Origin of the sequence: Acinetobacter johnsonii ANC 3681 (assembly GCF_000368805.1) — a bacterium.
Taxonomy (GTDB): Bacteria; Pseudomonadota; Gammaproteobacteria; order Pseudomonadales; family Moraxellaceae; genus Acinetobacter; species Acinetobacter johnsonii.
This window is the reverse complement of the sequence record NZ_KB849705.1, coordinates 1,895,667-1,911,376: the sequence shown is the minus strand read 5'-3', so window position 1 is coordinate 1,911,376 and position 15,710 is coordinate 1,895,667. Positions and strand designations below refer to the sequence as shown.

General features: G+C 41.6%; 14 protein-coding genes. 7 read left to right on the top strand and 7 right to left on the bottom strand.

All coding sequences use genetic code 11. From position 1 onward, the window contains the following. Positions 1-15 precede the first annotated feature (15 nt). Positions 16-540, bottom strand: coding sequence for a GspH/FimT family pseudopilin (locus tag F946_RS13310; RefSeq protein ID WP_004983122.1), 525 nt, complete (start codon positions 538-540; stop codon positions 16-18). A 369-nt stretch (positions 541-909) separates the two neighbouring features. On the opposite strand from F946_RS13310, the gene omp38 reads away from it, so the two are divergent. Beyond that, positions 910-1,920, top strand: a complete 1,011-nt coding sequence (gene omp38 / locus F946_RS13305; RefSeq protein ID WP_004983121.1) for an outer membrane protein Omp38 — start codon at positions 910-912, stop codon at positions 1,918-1,920. Between the two features lie 654 nt (positions 1,921-2,574). Here omp38 and F946_RS13300 read toward each other — a convergent pair. From F946_RS13300 to F946_RS13290, 3 genes are all read right to left on the bottom strand, one after another. Continuing rightward, positions 2,575-4,038, bottom strand: a complete 1,464-nt coding sequence (locus F946_RS13300) for an amino acid permease (protein ID WP_004983120.1) — start codon at positions 4,036-4,038, stop codon at positions 2,575-2,577. Positions 4,039-4,047: 9 nt separating this feature from the next. Further along, positions 4,048-5,073 carry a class I SAM-dependent methyltransferase gene (locus F946_RS13295; RefSeq protein WP_004983119.1) on the bottom strand — a complete coding sequence of 342 codons (1,026 nt, stop codon included), beginning with the start codon at positions 5,071-5,073 and terminating at the stop codon, positions 4,048-4,050. Between the two features lie 67 nt (positions 5,074-5,140). After that, complete coding sequence (locus F946_RS13290) at positions 5,141-6,511, bottom strand: uracil-xanthine permease family protein (protein ID WP_004983116.1); 1,371 nt, start codon at positions 6,509-6,511, stop codon at positions 5,141-5,143. A 171-nt stretch (positions 6,512-6,682) separates the two neighbouring features. Here F946_RS13290 and typA point away from each other — a divergent pair, with 171 nt between their 5' ends. The 3 genes from typA (at position 6,683) to F946_RS13275 (ending at position 9,614) form a co-directional block, all read left to right on the top strand. Then, on the top strand, positions 6,683-8,521 hold the full coding sequence (gene typA, locus F946_RS13285; protein WP_004695169.1) for a translational GTPase TypA: 1,839 nt from the start codon (positions 6,683-6,685) through the stop codon (positions 8,519-8,521). A 201-nt stretch (positions 8,522-8,722) separates the two neighbouring features. Next, positions 8,723-9,157, top strand: a complete 435-nt coding sequence (mscL, locus tag F946_RS13280; RefSeq protein WP_004983115.1) for a large conductance mechanosensitive channel protein MscL — start codon at positions 8,723-8,725, stop codon at positions 9,155-9,157. A gap of 127 nt (positions 9,158-9,284) precedes the next feature. Further along, a complete protein-coding gene (locus tag F946_RS13275) occupies positions 9,285-9,614 on the top strand; it encodes a gamma-glutamylcyclotransferase family protein (protein ID WP_004983113.1) in 330 nt (109 codons plus the stop codon). 57 nt (positions 9,615-9,671) lie between these two features. On the opposite strand, the gene F946_RS13270 is transcribed toward F946_RS13275, so the two are convergent. Both F946_RS13270 and mutM read right to left on the bottom strand, forming a co-directional pair. Further along, positions 9,672-9,956, bottom strand: coding sequence for a peptidylprolyl isomerase (locus F946_RS13270; RefSeq protein ID WP_004695176.1), 285 nt, complete (start codon positions 9,954-9,956; stop codon positions 9,672-9,674). Further along, positions 9,953-10,807: a bifunctional DNA-formamidopyrimidine glycosylase/DNA-(apurinic or apyrimidinic site) lyase gene (mutM, locus tag F946_RS13265; protein WP_004983112.1), complete on the bottom strand. Its 855-nt coding sequence runs from the start codon at positions 10,805-10,807 to the stop codon at positions 9,953-9,955. Before mutM ends, F946_RS13270 begins: the two co-directional genes overlap by 4 nt. Before the next feature lie 353 nt (positions 10,808-11,160). Here mutM and F946_RS13260 point away from each other — a divergent pair, with 353 nt between their 5' ends. The 3 genes from F946_RS13260 (at position 11,161) to F946_RS13250 (ending at position 14,698) form a co-directional block, all read left to right on the top strand. Next, positions 11,161-12,441, top strand: a complete 1,281-nt coding sequence (locus F946_RS13260; protein ID WP_004983109.1) for a carbohydrate porin — start codon at positions 11,161-11,163, stop codon at positions 12,439-12,441. Between the two features lie 108 nt (positions 12,442-12,549). Further along, positions 12,550-13,665 carry an NADH:flavin oxidoreductase/NADH oxidase gene (locus F946_RS13255; protein ID WP_004983106.1) on the top strand — a complete coding sequence of 372 codons (1,116 nt, stop codon included), beginning with the start codon at positions 12,550-12,552 and terminating at the stop codon, positions 13,663-13,665. Between the two features lie 109 nt (positions 13,666-13,774). Then, positions 13,775-14,698, top strand: coding sequence for an AEC family transporter (locus tag F946_RS13250; RefSeq protein ID WP_004983103.1), 924 nt, complete (start codon positions 13,775-13,777; stop codon positions 14,696-14,698). 40 nt (positions 14,699-14,738) lie between these two features. Here the strand turns inward: F946_RS13250 and F946_RS13245 are convergent, their stop codons facing one another. Continuing rightward, positions 14,739-15,545, bottom strand: a complete 807-nt coding sequence (locus F946_RS13245; protein ID WP_004983102.1) for a tetratricopeptide repeat protein — start codon at positions 15,543-15,545, stop codon at positions 14,739-14,741. Positions 15,546-15,710 lie beyond the last annotated feature (165 nt).

Genomic DNA, 15,710 nt, shown 5'->3' with positions numbered 1-15,710 from the left:
TATGGACTCATGGGTCTAGTTACAGGTATTGATGAGTTCAGTTCGGATCTGCCCCATTTTGCTCATGACCAGTTTAAAGTGATCCTGACTTTGTATAGAGCAGTAATAGAAAGTTCCATTTGAGCCAAGGGGGAGGCCATTTTCAGCTTTAAAGCTTAAAGATGGAAGACTGAGTGCGCCACGCCAATCAAGATTGCCATATTTGAGCTGCTGTTGTTCTGTCCGAATAATCGTTTCGCTGGTATCTACTCGTCGGTTTTTATTATTATCGATAAATACAATAAAGCCTGTGTTCCATTGATGATTCTGACATTGAACGAGGTCTTGACTTGGACAAATGGTGATATTTTGACGTTGCAGGTTGGCCATATTTTTGGCTGCCTGAATACTATTTCGTAATGTATTCAGTGTTTTGCTGCGCTCTTGTGAGGCCATATACTGATGAAAATGAGGAAGCGCGATTGTACAAATGATCATAATAATGCTAATAGTGATCATGAGTTCGAATAAAGTGAACCCTTTTTTATTGATAAAAAACATATGGTTATCCAGTTTTATTGTTATAGAGCTATTTTTTATTTATTAAAGCTTTGTTTATCAAACAAATTTTATACATAATTAGTAGTACTCAACTTGTTTAAAAAGCTGTTAAAATGTAATACAAGTGAAAATAAGCTATTCGCAAGTAAAAATTGAGTAAAAAATTACCGAATTACAACGGAAATTGTAAGTAATTTTGTCAATAATTTACTTGATTAAAGTTATCAAGCACTTGGAAAAAAAATAAAGTGTTTGTATGATTCATTGCGAATAGCTTAAAAATAAAACTGGGGTATAAAAAAGCCTATCTCAGAATGGTTAAATAAGCTTAAGCTTGAAAAACAATTGTTATCTCTGGAGGATAAATCCATGAAAATGAGTCGTATTGCATTAGCAATGCTCGTAGCTGCTCCTTTAGCTGCTGCAAATGCGGGCGTAACTGTTACTCCATTAATGCTTGGTTACACTTTCCAAGACAGTAAACACAACAATGGTGGTGATCATTTAACAAATGGTCCTGAACTACAAGACGATTTATTCGTTGGTGCAGCACTTGGTGTTGAATTGACTCCTTGGTTAGGTTTCGAAGCTGAATATAACCAAGTTAAGGGTGATATTGATTCTGCTGTTGCTAACTCAGAATACAAACAAACTCAAATCAACGGTAACTTCTATGCTACTTCTGATTTGATCACTAAAAACTACGACAGCAAAATTAAGCCATACGTACTTTTAGGTGCTGGTCATTACAAATATGACTTAGGTGATATTGGTCTTAAAGATGACGAAGGCACTCTAGGTAATGCTGGTTTTGGTGCTTTCTGGCGCTTGAACGATGCTTTATCTCTACGTACTGAAGCTCGTGCTACTTACAACATTGATGAAGATTTCTGGAACTACACAGCACTTGCTGGTCTTAACGTAGTTCTTGGTGGTCACTTGAAACCTGCTGCTCCAGTAGTAGAAGTTGCTCCAGTTGAGCCAGTTGCTCCAGTTGAACCACAAGAGTTAACTGAAGACCTTAACATGGAACTTCGTGTGTTCTTTGATACAAACAAATCAAACATCAAAGACCAATACAAGCCAGAAATCGCTAAAGTTGCTGAGAAGTTAGTTGAATATCCAAACGCTACTGCTCGCATCGAAGGTCACACAGATAACACTGGTCCACGTGCATTGAACGAACGTTTATCTTTAGCTCGTGCTAACTCTGTTAAATCGTCTCTAGTAAACGAATACAACGTTGACCCAGCTCGTTTGTCTACTCAAGGTTTCGCTTGGGACCAACCGATTGCTGACAACAACACTAAAGAAGGCCGTGCTATGAACCGTCGTGTATTCGCGACAATTTCTGGCAGCCGTACAGTTCAAGCTCAGTAATCTGAGTTTTAACTAAAAAACGACTCTTCGGAGTCGTTTTTTTTTATGTCTAAAATAATGAAATTTATGTTTACTCGTGTTGTTGAAAATAAGCTCAATGCTTGAGCTGTTAAGACTTATGGTGGTCATGGTTATTTACGTATAGGATATAAGACACTGTTAGAAGTATTTCATTTTAGGGATGAATCTAAGAAGAATGAAAAGGGGATTCCCATTACTCATGCTTCACGACATCGATAACAACTTTGCCTTTAGAATGAATGGATATTTCTAGTTATTTAGCTTTACACGGGTTTGTTTGTCAGCGAGATAATATTTCTGGCTTGATATTTAGGGGCTAGGAATTTGAGAGAGAGCAGTGCTCAATAAGCCGTTTTATTTAGTCATGGCTGTGCGAATTGAGAGGCTAAATTTTTACTACCTAAATATGTAAATTGTTCATCGCGCAAGTGAACGGATGCTAGTTACAGAATATTAACTAATTTTAGGCTAGATCAGAATCATAGCTATCGATTTTATGTGACTTCAATAATTGAACTGTCTTATTAAAAATTTAATTATTAATCAATGTATTATGTTTTGAATGAAAGAATAAAAAATGAGATGGAAATAATAAAAAACAGCCCGAAGGCTGTCTTTTATTATGAAAGGATTTTATTCGCGATCTGGATTCATTGGACTGACATCCATTTCTTGGTATGAAACCAGTTTAGTTTTGTATTTCCATTTATAGCCGAGCCAAATCACCAAGAATAAGAAAATACCAATATAGGTTGATAAAACCGAGAGCCATTTGCCATCAAGTACTGCTTGGTAGTTTTGACCTAAAACAACAATCGCACACAGGATAAAGGCAAACCACGGTGCAAAAGGGAAGAATTTCGCACGATAAGCTAAGTCTTCAACCTTATGACCTTGGGCAACATAGCCTTTACGGAAACGATAGTGTGAAACTGCAATCCCCAGCCAAACGATAAAGCCACACATACCCGACATGTTAAGCAACCAGTTGAAAACTTGTTCTTCACCAATGAAGGTGGTTAAGAAACAGAGAGCAGCAATTGCTGTTGTCGCATAAAGCGCATTCATGGGTACGCCGCGGGGGTCTAATTTGGCAAACACTTTAGGTGCACTGCCATTTTGAGCCATATTGAACAGCATACGCGTCGATGAATACATCCCTGAGTTACCTGCCGATAGAATCGCAGTTAAAATCACAGCATTCATCACGCTGGCAGCAAAGGCAAACCCAGCTTTTTCATAGAGTAAGGTAAATGGAGAGAGTGCAATATTCTCTGATGAAGCTGCTTGTAGCAGAAGTGGATCATCATATGAAATGAGCGTGCCGATAATGAAAATACACACCACATAAAACAGTAGAATACGCCAAAAAATCTGTTTGATGGCAATCGGAATCGTCTTTTGTGGATCTTTCGACTCACCTGCAGCAACACCGACCATTTCGGTACCTTGGAACGAGAACCCTGCAATCATCGCCACACCAATCAGTGCAGATAAGCCACCAACGAAGGGCGCTTCACCTTTGGTCCAGTTGGCAAAAGTTGCAACACCAGGCGTCATCATGATTTTACCAATCATGAAAATACCAATGATGATAAATACAATGATGGCAAGGACTTTGACCAAGGAGAAGAAGAATTCACTTTCACCAAAGCCTTTGACTGTCAGTGCATTGATCCCAAAGACAACAGCTAAGAAGAGAGCACTCCAGTAGAAACCAGGCAGGTCGGGGAACCAGAATTTCATGATGAATTGGACTGCAACCAATTCAAATGCAACCGTAATGGCCCAGTTATACCAATAGTTCCAGCCAAGGGCGAAACCAAAACCGCCTTCAACATACTTGGTGCCATAGGTGAAAAATGCACCCGATGTTGGGTTGTGTGTTGCCAACTCACCCAGACTGGTCATGAGAAAGTAAATCATCACACCAATTAAGCAGTAGGCCAATAACGCCCCGCCAGGGCCAGCATTTGCAATGGTTGCACCTGAGGCAAGGAATAAACCTGTACCAATTGAACCACCAATGGCGATCATATTCAGATGGCGAGCTCCAAGCTTCCGCTTGAGTTGAGCTGGTTGAGTCGTTTCGCTCATCATTGTTCCTTAAGATTTCTTTTGTGTGCTAGCAAACAGCACTTTAAAGCCTTGTTGATCGGCTTTGGTTGTACATTGGCCAAAACTTTGCTCAATGAGTAATGGATAATTCAGAAAGCGGTTGGCAACAATCCACAACTCGCCATCCGATTTAAGATGGCGACGGGATGTTTTGCATAAATTTTCGCTGGCATTGTAATCTGTATGAATGCCTTGATGGAATGGGGGATTACTGACGATTGCGTGTAAAAACAGAGGAGCATCCTCAATTCCGTGTACCGCCTTAATCTCAAGTTGTTCTGGTAAAAGGTTATTTTTCTCAAAAGTCATTTTTGTTGAAGCGAGTGCAAAGGCATCAACATCGAGTGCAAAAATGCGATTTTTCGGATTTAACTTGGCCAAATAAGCACTGATCACGCCTGCACCACAGCCAAAGTCTGCAATTTTTCCAGAAGTGACCTGTGAAAGGTGAGGCAATAACACAGCTGTGCCCACGTCTAGACGATTTTGACTAAACACACCCGGTAATGCGCAAATCTGTAATTCACCTTTTGGGGTTGGCACTGTATAGAGTTGTGCCCAATCGGCCAAAGGTTTTGCCGTTACGGTTTTTTCGGTGACTAACTGCCACATTTGACAATGTCGAGCGCTGTCTAATTTGAGGGTTTTACCAAAAGGTTGCAGCTGTTTAGACGCGCGTTCTACACCGCCTTTCTTTTCACCGACTAAAAAGATCGATGCGCCTACGGCCAAACGACTCACCAGTTGGTGTAGGACATAATTGAGTAGTTCTTTTGACTTTGGAACAAACACGATGGCTTGATCAAAAGCGACATCAGGCAAATCTGTACCAAAATGCACATCACTTTGTTGGTTTTGGAAATATTGTAATTCGTTAAAATTCCATGTCCAAAAATGTGGTTCTACAGTACCAATTAGCTGTGTGTTTAATTCGTCACACGGTGCATTGACCAGTAAAACTGAACCAGAGAGAAACTCCTGCTGGCGAAGAACAACTTCACTTCGTGGATCCATTTTATATACTCCATTGTAAAAACGATGCCCAGACAGTGCTGGGCAAAGTGCATACTGAAATGAACAATTATTTCTTCGTTTCAGGAAGAATAATATTTAATAACAAAGCTGCAATACCACCTGTCGCAACACCTGAGCTAAAGATATTACGGAATAATTCTGGTAAATGTTCCAAAATTTGTGGAACTTGTGCAACACCTAAACCGAGTGCCAATGAAATGGCAATAATCAGTAGTGCGCGGCGGTCAAGATGAATACCTGACAGAATGTTAATTCCAGAAGCTGCTACAGCTCCAAACATCACCATTACAGCGCCACCTAAAACAGCTTGAGGGACCGCCTGAATCACACCTGCAACAGCAGGGAGTAAACCTAGAATCACCAATAATACGGCAATCCAGATGCCGACATAACGGCTCGCAACGCCAGTGAGTTGAATTACGCCATTGTTTTGTGCAAAGACCGAACTAGGAAAGGTATTGAAAATACCCGCAAGGAAAGAGTTTGCACCATTTACCAAGACACCACCTTTAATACGCTCCATCCAAGTGGCACCATCGACAGGTTGGTTGGAGAGTTTAGAGGTTGCTGTAATATCACCAATTGCTTCTAAAGACGTCACTAAATAGATGAAGGCCATTGGAATAAACAAGCTCCAAGAGAAGCTGAGTCCAAAATGCATTGGCGTCGGAACTTGTACTAAAGGCGCATCTTTTAAACCTGAAAAATCCAGATGCCCCATAAAGCCTGCAAGAGTGTACCCTGCAATTAAGGCAATTAAGATAGCAGAACTTTTTACCCATGTAATACGAATACGGTTCAATATAATGATCAGTGCCAGTACTGTACACGACATGATTAGGTTGTCTGCATTGGCAAAGGTATTGTTTGACATGGCTTGATAGCCACCACCCATGCTGATCAGACCTTCTTTAATGAGGGTCAAACCAATCAATAACACCACAATGCCTGTTACCAATGGGGTAATTAGCATTTTCACCCAAGGCAGAATACGTGACACGCCCATTTCAATAAATGAACCTGCGATTACCACACCAAAAATTGCAGCCATGACGGATTCTACTGGAGTACCTGCAGCAACCATGGCAGAGCCGATTCCAATAATCGGGCCGATAAAGTTAAAACTGGTGCCCTGAACAATTAATAAGCCTGCACCAAAAGGTCCAACTTTTTTACATTGTAAGAAGGTTGCAATCCCTGAAATGACCAAAGACATGGATAAAATCATGTTGGTGTCTTCTTTCGACACACCAAGCGCTAGACAGATGAGTAAGCCTGGAGTAACAATTGGGACAATAATTGCAAGGAGATGTTGAAAGGCAGCAAGAAAAGCAATGATTGGGCGAGGGCGGTCGTTTAAACCATAGACCAAATCGAGTTGATCTGTTTGATTGGAAGAGAGTTTCTGATCAGACATATGTCAAAGGGTGTTAGCAAGGTGGCGCTATTCTAATCGCTTTACACAGCTTTACAAAATTAATTACACACCACTTATCAAAAAAAATGAGTCTGTCAATAAACTGTCACTACTAAATTCTATTATTTTTCTGTATAATTTGCCCTCAAACTTTAGGCGTATCGAATTTACATGTCAGATATCAAAACTCTCCGCAACATTGCCATCATTGCGCACGTTGACCACGGTAAAACCACTCTAGTAGACAAACTTTTACAGCAATCAGGTGCACTTGGCGATCGTGCAGGCGAGATTGAGCGTGTCATGGATTCAGGCGCGATTGAAAGTGAACGTGGTATTACCATTCTTGCAAAAAACACTGCAATCAAATGGTTAGATGCACGTACCAATACAGAATACCGTATTAACATCGTCGACACCCCAGGACACGCGGACTTCGGTGGTGAAGTTGAACGTGTAATGTCGATGGTTGACTGTGTACTTCTTCTTGTTGACTCTCAAGAAGGCCCAATGCCACAAACTCGTTTCGTAACGCAAAAAGCGTTCGCACGTGGTTTGAAGCCAATCGTAATTATCAACAAAGTCGACAAGCCAAGCGCGCGTCCAGATTGGGTTATTGACCAAGTATTTGATTTGTTTGATAACCTTGGTGGTTCTGACGAACAGTTAGACTTCCCAGTTGTTTACGCTTCAGGTCTTCGTGGTGTTGCTGGTCCATCTCCAGAAGAACTTGCTGAAGATATGACTCCATTGTTCCAAACCATCGTAGACATTGTTGAGCCACCAGCAGTTGATGTTGATGGTCCATTCCAAATGCAGATTTCTTCACTTGACTATAACAGCTTCGTAGGTGTTATTGGTGTTGGTCGTATTCAACGTGGTTCAGTTGGTCTGAACACTCAAGTTACTGTAATTGATAAAGAAGGTAAGACTCGTAACGGTCGTATCTTAAAAATCATGGGTTACCACGGTTTAGAACGTGTTGATGTTGATTCTGCTCAAGCAGGCGATATCGTATGTATCACAGGTATTGATGAGCTTCATATCTCTGACACAATTTGTGATCCGAAAAATGTTGAAGCTTTACCACCATTGTCTGTAGATGAACCTACAGTAACGATGACTTTCCAAGTAAACAACTCACCGTTTGCGGGTAAAGAAGGTAAATTCGTAACTTCACGTAACATTCGTGAGCGTTTAGACCGCGAATTGATTCATAACGTAGCGTTACGTGTTGAAGATACTGACAGTCCAGACCGTTTCAAAGTATCTGGTCGTGGTGAACTTCACCTTTCAGTTCTTATTGAAAACATGCGTCGTGAAGGCTTCGAGATGGGCGTATCTCGTCCACAAGTAATCTTGAAAGAAGTTGATGGCGAAAAGCAAGAGCCATACGAAAACGTAACATTTGACGTTGAAGAACAGCACCAAGGTTCTGTAATGGAACAAATGGGTCATCGTAAAGGCGAAATGACGAATATGGAAGTTGACGGTAAAGGCCGTATCCGTATTGAAGCAACTGTTCCTTCACGTGGCTTAATTGGTTTCCGTTCAGAATTCTTGACCATGACTTCTGGTACAGGAATCATGACTTCAAGCTTCTCGCACTACGGTCCAATGAAACAAGGTACTGTTGCGAAACGTCAAAACGGTGTGTTGATTTCTATGGTTCAAGGTACTTGCCTGGGCTATGCATTGTTCACATTGCAAGACCGTGGTCGTCTATTTGCTAAACCTCAGTTAGAAGTTTACGAAGGTATGATCATTGGTATTAACTCTCGTTCAGATGACATGACAGTTAACCCAACTAAAGCAAAACAGTTAACAAACGTACGTGCTTCTGGTACTGATGATGCGTTGACTCTTGTTCCTGCTGTTGAATATACGCTTGAACAAGCGCTTGAATTCATTGAAGATGATGAATTAGTTGAAGTAACACCTAAGTCAATCCGTATCCGTAAGCGTTACTTGACTGAAAACGAACGTAAACGTAACCGTTCTGGTAAATAAGTTTTAAAAATGATGTTGCCTCATGCGGGGCCGCAACATTTAAAAATGCCATCAATTTATTGATGGCATTTTTTTGTTTAAAATTAGCAAACCAATATATAAAAGCAGATGATTTCCGAGTAAATTACGTGGAAATGAAGCTATAAAATTAATGTATACTTCGTCACATAAATTAAAGTCAAAAAATAACTGGAGATTTAGATGAGTATTGTTCAAGAGTTCCGCGAATTTGCGGTAAAAGGCAACATGATTGATTTGGCTGTCGGTGTAATCATCGGTGGTGCATTTGGTAAAATTGTCGATTCATTGGTGAAAGACATCATCATGCCATTGATCACGGTTGTGACTGGTGGTGGTGTAGATTTCACACAGAAATTCTTTGTTTTAGGGGATAACCCAAACAATTTACAGTCTTTAGATGAGTTAACCAAAGCTGGGGTAAACGTCCTGACTTATGGTAACTTCCTTACAATTTTAATTAACTTCATCATTTTGGCATGGGTGGTGTTCTTAATGGTGAAAATGATTAATCGTATGCGCCGTAAACAAGAAGAAGCAGCGCCAGAACCAGCAGCAACGCCAGAAGATATCGCGTTGCTACGTGAAATTCGTGATGAATTGAAAAAACGTCAGTAATCGAACGGTTAAAATAAAACGGCACATCAAGTGCCGTTTTTTTATGTCTGAGACTGATCCGAAGACTGGTTTTTGTACAGTTTTGGTTTTATGATGCGCGCTGATTGAATAGCTATGGGGATGCCGAATGAACCAATTATTTGTCTACGGGACACTTCGTCCCAATCATGAAAATGCCCATCTTTTAGAGCGTATAGGTGGAACATGGCAAAAAGGCTATGTGCATGGCGTGGTGCATATTTTGGATTGGGGACCCGACAAAGGCTTATTCGCCATTGTTTTGGATCCGCAAGCAGCAGCAGTTGAAGGATATTTTTTTAGCAGTGAAAAATTAACCGAACATTGGGATGCGTTGGATGAGTTTGAAGGGATACAGTATCAACGGGTGAGGGTACAAGGGACGTTGGAATCTGGCGAACACGTTGATGCTTGGACATATGAGATGAAAGAGGCTTAATCAAATACAGTGTTTGTGATGTGTTTAGGCTTAAACACATCACACAACGCGCAGCTTTTAAAAATCCATACGGAATTTAATTTCTAGTAAATGAAAACCAAATTGGCTCTTGATGGGACCATGTAGTACTTTTTCAGCAGCACTAAAGACCAATTTATCAATCACAGGCACCAGTTGGCCTTTTTTGACTTCACCCAGTTCACCGCCGCGTTTAGCTGAATTACAGGTGGAATATTGCTTGGCAATTTTGGCGAAATCGGCGCCATCGTGGATTTTCTTTTTCAGTTGTTCAGCGAGGTCTTTGTCTTTGACCAAAATATGACGAACAATGGCAGTTTTCATTTGGTTTTTCCTCGAGCTGTGGCTTTGGGCTTCGGTTGCACTTTTTTCAGCGGTTGGCATTCGGGACAAAATACAGAAGCACGCTGTCCCAGTTTGATGTTTTCAAGCGTGGTTTCGCAGTTCACACACATTTCACCTGCTCGGCCATAAGCCAATAAGGTTTGTTGAAAGTAGCCATTTTCACCCATCGCATTGGAATAGTCCCGCAGGGTAGACCCACCTAAGTCGATGGCCTGCTGCAAGATACGTTTAATCTCGACCACCAATTTTTCAATTTGGTCGTGCGTTAAACTAGACGCCACTTGCGCAGGGTGTATGCCCAAATTAAACAAACTCTCTGTGGCATAGATATTTCCGACACCAACCACCACATGATTATCCATGATTGCAACTTTTATGCCGACCTGTTTGTTTTTCAACTTTTGACTTAAATATTCAGCGTTAAAATCAGCACTCAGTGGTTCAGGCCCAAGTGTATCGATTAACTTGGTTTGCGAATATTCATCCAGCCATAAAATACAGCCGAAGCGGCGCGGATCATGGTAGCGTAGCTCGACATCTTCAAAACGAATAATCAAATGATCGTGTTTACGCAGGGTTTCACCGACCTCACAAATACGGAAACTCCCTGACATGCCCAAATGCCAAAGCATCGTGTCTTGTTCAAAAACGGCCAAAATGTATTTAGAACGGCGTTTGAGTTGAATTAAACGCTGTCCCACCAGTTTGCTGAGATCGGCGGGAATCGGCCAGCGCAGGCTCGACTGGCGAACTTCAATACTGAGTACTTGTTGATCTAATAACGGCGCTAAACTGGCTTTGGTGGTTTCAACTTCGGGTAATTCTGGCATGGCAACATGAGCTGATAAAACTTGAGGCTAATATTGCGGTGTACACGCAAGATTGCAAGTGATTTCAGCAAGAGGCTTGGCTTTAGCACATTTTTAGAAAGCTAAACTGCGGGATTGCTTGCTGTGATCAGGAATTATCCTCTTTAAATTGCGTTCTCGAATCGTGTGAAAACTGCCATGAATCACCCAAATCAAATCTTCTATTTATCACTGTGGGTGATATTGATAACTTTTTTTTGACTTAATGATAAAAATTTTGCTGAGATCTTTGTTTAAAAATTATGTACTTTTCATTAAATTTTTCATTTAAATGAAATGAATTGTTCTTCATTTTAGTTTGGGGCTTAGGTTTTATGCGACAGTTTTCTTTCTCTTTATTTGCAACAGCAATGTGTGCCTGGGCGACAGTGAGTCATGCGGAGCAGATGTTAGATGTACAGGGTCAGTATTTGTTTGGTGACTGGCAGGGAAAACGAACTGAATTGGCGCAAAAAGGCATTAAGTTTGAAGCCAATGCTTTAACAGATACCAACTATTTGGCGGATGGCGGCCGCAATGCAGGTGCAAGCCCAAGTACCGCTTCGCAGTTTTGGTTAGGTACACAATTTGATTTAGAGAAGCTAGCGGGCTGGGAAGGGGTCACCATTCGTTTTGTTGCGACTGCGCGTCAAGGACAAAGTACCTCTATTCGCGATTTACAAGATCCTTCTGCACCGCAATTAGCCAATGTACAAGCCACCTATGGCCGTGGAAACCAAGACAGCCGTTTGTCAGAGCTTTCGATTGAAAAGCGTTTTAAAGAACAAGGGCTCAGTGTCAAAGTTGGGCGACTGGGTTTGGGTTCTGATTTTGATGTGATGGCCTGTGATTTTGTCAGTAATGCCTTTTGTGCCGCACAAATGGGGAAATGGCAGGGCAATATCTGGATGAATACGCCGGTTTCACAATGGGGCGGTCGCATTAAATATCAAGTGACTCCTGAAGTGGCAACGCAAATTGGGGTGTACGAATTTAATCCAGATAATGGCAATGGCAAAGCCGAGGGACAAGGTTGGAGCCTAGACACAGAACATGCCGACGGTGTGACTATTCCAGTAGAAGTGATTTGGACACCGAAAGCTCTGTTCAATGGTTTGGCGGGGAGCTATCGGGTCGGTGGAATATATAACACCGCCGATGATCCAAACAACCAATATAACGTGGCTTATGGCAAAGGTGTGGTTGGCGAAGATCGGACATTTGCGGGATGGATTGCTATCGAACAGCAACTGACTTCAGCGGGTGCAGGGCGCCAAGGTTTGCATAGTTTTGCCAACTTTACATGGCATGACCGCATCACCAATAAAGTAGACAACTCACAGCAAGTGGGGCTGAAATATATTGGGGTATTTGAACAGCATCCGACCGATATTTTAGGTTTGGGAGTGAATCGAATACATCTGAATGAGCGATTCACTGCGGGTAAAGCACAGTATGATGCGAGCGCGGAATACAATATTGAACTGAACTATAGCTATAACGCTACGCCGTGGTTAATGTTACGTCCCAACATCCAATATGTGATCAACTCAGGTTCAAGCCATGTGGTGGATAATGCATTGGTTTTGGGGCTTGGAAGTCGCATTATTTTCTAAATGGATAGCTATAAAAGTGCAAAAGTCTGACAGTAGATTTGCACTTTTAGCGTTGAATACAAGGCACTTTATTTGTTATAGATCATAGTGAGTACAGGGAGAGCTGTGATGCCATTATTATTTCAACCCATTCAATTTGGGGATCTAAACTTAACAAATAAAATCGTGATTGCACCGATGTGCCAATACTCAGCCAATGATGCGGGTGAGCTGAGCTATTGGCATGAGCAACAATGGGCCAATTATGCATTGTCAGGTGCAGGCTTGTGTATTGTTGAAGCGACAGCCGTACAAGCGGTAGGACGGATCAGTTTTGCGGACTTAGGATTGTGGAATGATTTGCAACGTGCGCAAATGAAGGCCTTACTTCAAAAAGTCAAAACACTCTCTCCAATGCCTTTTGCCATTCAACTGGCACATGCGGGACGTAAAGCATCGACCGACCGTCCTTGGTCGGGAAAAGGTCAGATCAAACCGAATGAACCGCATGGTTGGCAAACGGTGTCTGCCAGTGATGTCCCCTTTAAGCCTGAAGAGCACGCACCACATGCTTTGAGTATGCCGGAGATGCAAGACATCATTGATGACTTTGCTAGCGCCGCTGTACGTGCAGTAGATGCAGGTTTTGAGCTGATTGAGCTACATGCAGCTCATGGCTATTTGTTGCATCAGTTCATGTCCCCCCTTTCGAACCGACGTACCGATGAATATGGCGGAAGTTTTGAAAACCGTATTCGATTTACCTTAGAAGTATTTCAAGCCATTAAACAAGCTGTTCCTGAAAAATATCCCGTAGGTATACGTTTATCTGCGACCGACTGGATGGAGTCGATTGCAACAGAAAGTTGGGATATTGATTCAACGGTTGGGCTGTCGAAAGCGTTGGAACAACTCGGTGCGGCTTATATTCATGTTTCAAGTGGTGGCTTGCATGTGGAACAAGACATTCAGGTTAAGGCCAAATATCAAGTACCTTTTGCCCACGCAGTGAAGCAAGCGGTGAAAATTCCAGTCATTGCGGTGGGATTGATTACAGAAGCCAAACAGGCTGAACATATTTTAGAAGCGCAAGAAGCCGATGCAATTGGTCTGGCGCGCGCCATGTTGTATGACCCACGATGGCCGTGGCATGCAGCCGCAGAACTGGGTGGGAAAGTCTCTATCGCACCGCAGTATTTACGGTGTCAGCCACATGGGATCAAAGATTTGTTTTCTGCGTTCTAATCGCATAAGCATTTTGCTTCGCCATTGGGCTTTAAAAATATTTCAACTGAGTAAAGGTGTATTCTAGGATAGGTCTTTACTTACATCATCTGGAAAAGGAACAACTTGAATGATTTTTTCGGTAATTTTTCCAGTTTTTTTCCTGCTCTTTCTCGGTTTTGCCTCTGTCAAAATTCAGTTGCTCGCTAAAGAGCAAATGACTGCAATCAGTGCTTTTGTCATCAAAATTGCGTTACCTGCTTTATTGTTGCACGCCTTAGCTTCAAAAGATTTACATGAAATTTGGTATCCCGCTTATTTTTATGTTTATGCAGCTGTGACCTTTGGCTTATTTTTTACGGCTTTTATTTTAGGTCAAAAGCTATTTAAGAATCACTTTACCCATGCTGCAGTTTTTTCACTGGGTGCATCCATGTCCAATACGGGGTTATTGGGAGCAGCAATTTTGACGCTGCTGATGGGAAGTGAAGCGATGATTTATATTTCATTGGTGGTGATCATTGAAAGTGTATTTCTTGTACCACTGATGCTCACTCTGGCAGAAATAGGGCGACAAAGACAAGCCAATTTAGCCTCCATTTTAAAAACCACATTTCTCACTTTACTTAAAAATCCACTGTTTTTGTCGGTGATGATTGGTATGAGTTGTGCGATTTTCGAAATTCAAATTCCACATTTAATCGACCAAGTATTTGCGATGCTAGGCCAGACTGCTGCACCTTTAGCGCTCTTTATTATTGGTGGGGGAATGGTGGGTCTCACTATTCAGTCTTTTAACCTGCAAACGGTTTATCTGGTGGTATCTAAAAATATTTGTATGCCGCTATTGGTTTATTTAGGGCTGACCTATTTGACTGCATTGGACCCAAAGATGATTTATGCAGGGACCTTGATTGCAGCTTTACCGATGCCCTCTCTATTTGGAATTTTTGGGCAAGTGTATGGCTTAAATGAAAAAGCACTCACTCCACTGATGATCAGCACGCTATTGAGTTTTGTGGTGGTCAGTGTCTTGATTGGTCTTTGGTGGTGAAAAAAAACTCTCCGAGGAGAGTATTTTTTGAAGAAGCGATTTATTTTTTGACTGCTGCTGTTGCAGGGGACTTAGCTTGATTCGCCATCATGGTTTCAACCTGCGCTAATGATTCTTTCGCTTGTGGCACATTTTCTTTAGCTAAAGCGGTAAAAATTTTCTTCGCTTCAGGTAAGTTCTGCGGAATGATATTGCCATTGGCAAACATATTGCCTACGGCCATCAGGGCAGGAATATAGCCTTTTTTGGCTAAGTCTTGAATGCTGTTGAGGCCTTTTTGAATCGGCGCTTCTTGTTTGTTTTTAAAGCCTGTGCTGATGTCATACAAGGCTTGAGCATGAATGGCTTGATAGTTGCCTTTTTTCACCAGAGGCTCAAGTTTTTTAAGGGCTAACTTTTCAGACTCGGGTTTATTTTCAGAAAATAACAGCACGGCATATTCAACGGTTGCATCATCAAAGTCTAGTTTAGATGCGGCTTCAAAGTGTTGTTTGGCTTTGTTGATGTCTTGAGGCAAGCCTAAAGTACCAGTGACATAGTTTTTCGCAAGCACATAATGCGCAACAGGGTAGCCTTTGTTTGCAGCATCTTGATAGAGCTGAATGGCTTTCTTCTCATTCTTCGCTGTGCCTTGGCCAGTCTGAGTCAAATAAGCCAAGTTATACATGGCTTGTGGGTTGCCAGACTTTGCCAGTTTTTCTAAAGCCTGATATGCCCCCGCCATATTGTTGGCTTTAACCATTTCCTCAATCTTGGCAAATTCGGGGTTGATGGTATCTTGAGTGGAGGCTGCAAGTGCAAGCTGGCTAGAGAGTGCAATTAAGCTTGCAAGTACGATTTTCTTCATGTTTTATAAACCTTTTTCTTACACATAAGTCCATCTATGTGTGTATTTGTTTTTAGTCATTTCACATCATAAGTTGAATTGTGTGAATGTAAATATCTGAATTGTGTCTTGGTCTTACAAATTTCCGTTGATTGTGTTGATCGGTATATATTTTTCCAATACAAA

Excerpts from the sequence above, each read along its gene's own strand:
- typA (WP_004695169.1), top strand. The coding sequence starts at position 6,683 with ATGTCAGATATCAAAACTCTCCGCAACATTGCCATCATTGCGCACGTT.
- F946_RS13300 (WP_004983120.1), bottom strand. The coding sequence starts at position 4,038 with ATGAGCGAAACGACTCAACCAGCTCAACTCAAGCGGAAGCTTGGAGCT.
- omp38 (WP_004983121.1), top strand. The coding sequence starts at position 910 with ATGAAAATGAGTCGTATTGCATTAGCAATGCTCGTAGCTGCTCCTTTA.
- F946_RS13245 (WP_004983102.1), bottom strand. The coding sequence starts at position 15,545 with ATGAAGAAAATCGTACTTGCAAGCTTAATTGCACTCTCTAGCCAGCTT.
- mutM (WP_004983112.1), bottom strand. The coding sequence starts at position 10,807 with ATGCCAGAATTACCCGAAGTTGAAACCACCAAAGCCAGTTTAGCGCCG.
- F946_RS13270 (WP_004695176.1), bottom strand. The coding sequence starts at position 9,956 with ATGAAAACTGCCATTGTTCGTCATATTTTGGTCAAAGACAAAGACCTC.
- F946_RS13275 (WP_004983113.1), top strand. The coding sequence starts at position 9,285 with ATGAACCAATTATTTGTCTACGGGACACTTCGTCCCAATCATGAAAAT.
- F946_RS13255 (WP_004983106.1), top strand. The coding sequence starts at position 12,550 with ATGCCATTATTATTTCAACCCATTCAATTTGGGGATCTAAACTTAACA.
- F946_RS13310 (WP_004983122.1), bottom strand. The coding sequence starts at position 540 with ATGTTTTTTATCAATAAAAAAGGGTTCACTTTATTCGAACTCATGATC.
- F946_RS13250 (WP_004983103.1), top strand. The coding sequence starts at position 13,775 with ATGATTTTTTCGGTAATTTTTCCAGTTTTTTTCCTGCTCTTTCTCGGT.
- F946_RS13290 (WP_004983116.1), bottom strand. The coding sequence starts at position 6,511 with ATGTCTGATCAGAAACTCTCTTCCAATCAAACAGATCAACTCGATTTG.
- mscL (WP_004983115.1), top strand. The coding sequence starts at position 8,723 with ATGAGTATTGTTCAAGAGTTCCGCGAATTTGCGGTAAAAGGCAACATG.
- F946_RS13295 (WP_004983119.1), bottom strand. The coding sequence starts at position 5,073 with ATGGATCCACGAAGTGAAGTTGTTCTTCGCCAGCAGGAGTTTCTCTCT.
- F946_RS13260 (WP_004983109.1), top strand. The coding sequence starts at position 11,161 with ATGCGACAGTTTTCTTTCTCTTTATTTGCAACAGCAATGTGTGCCTGG.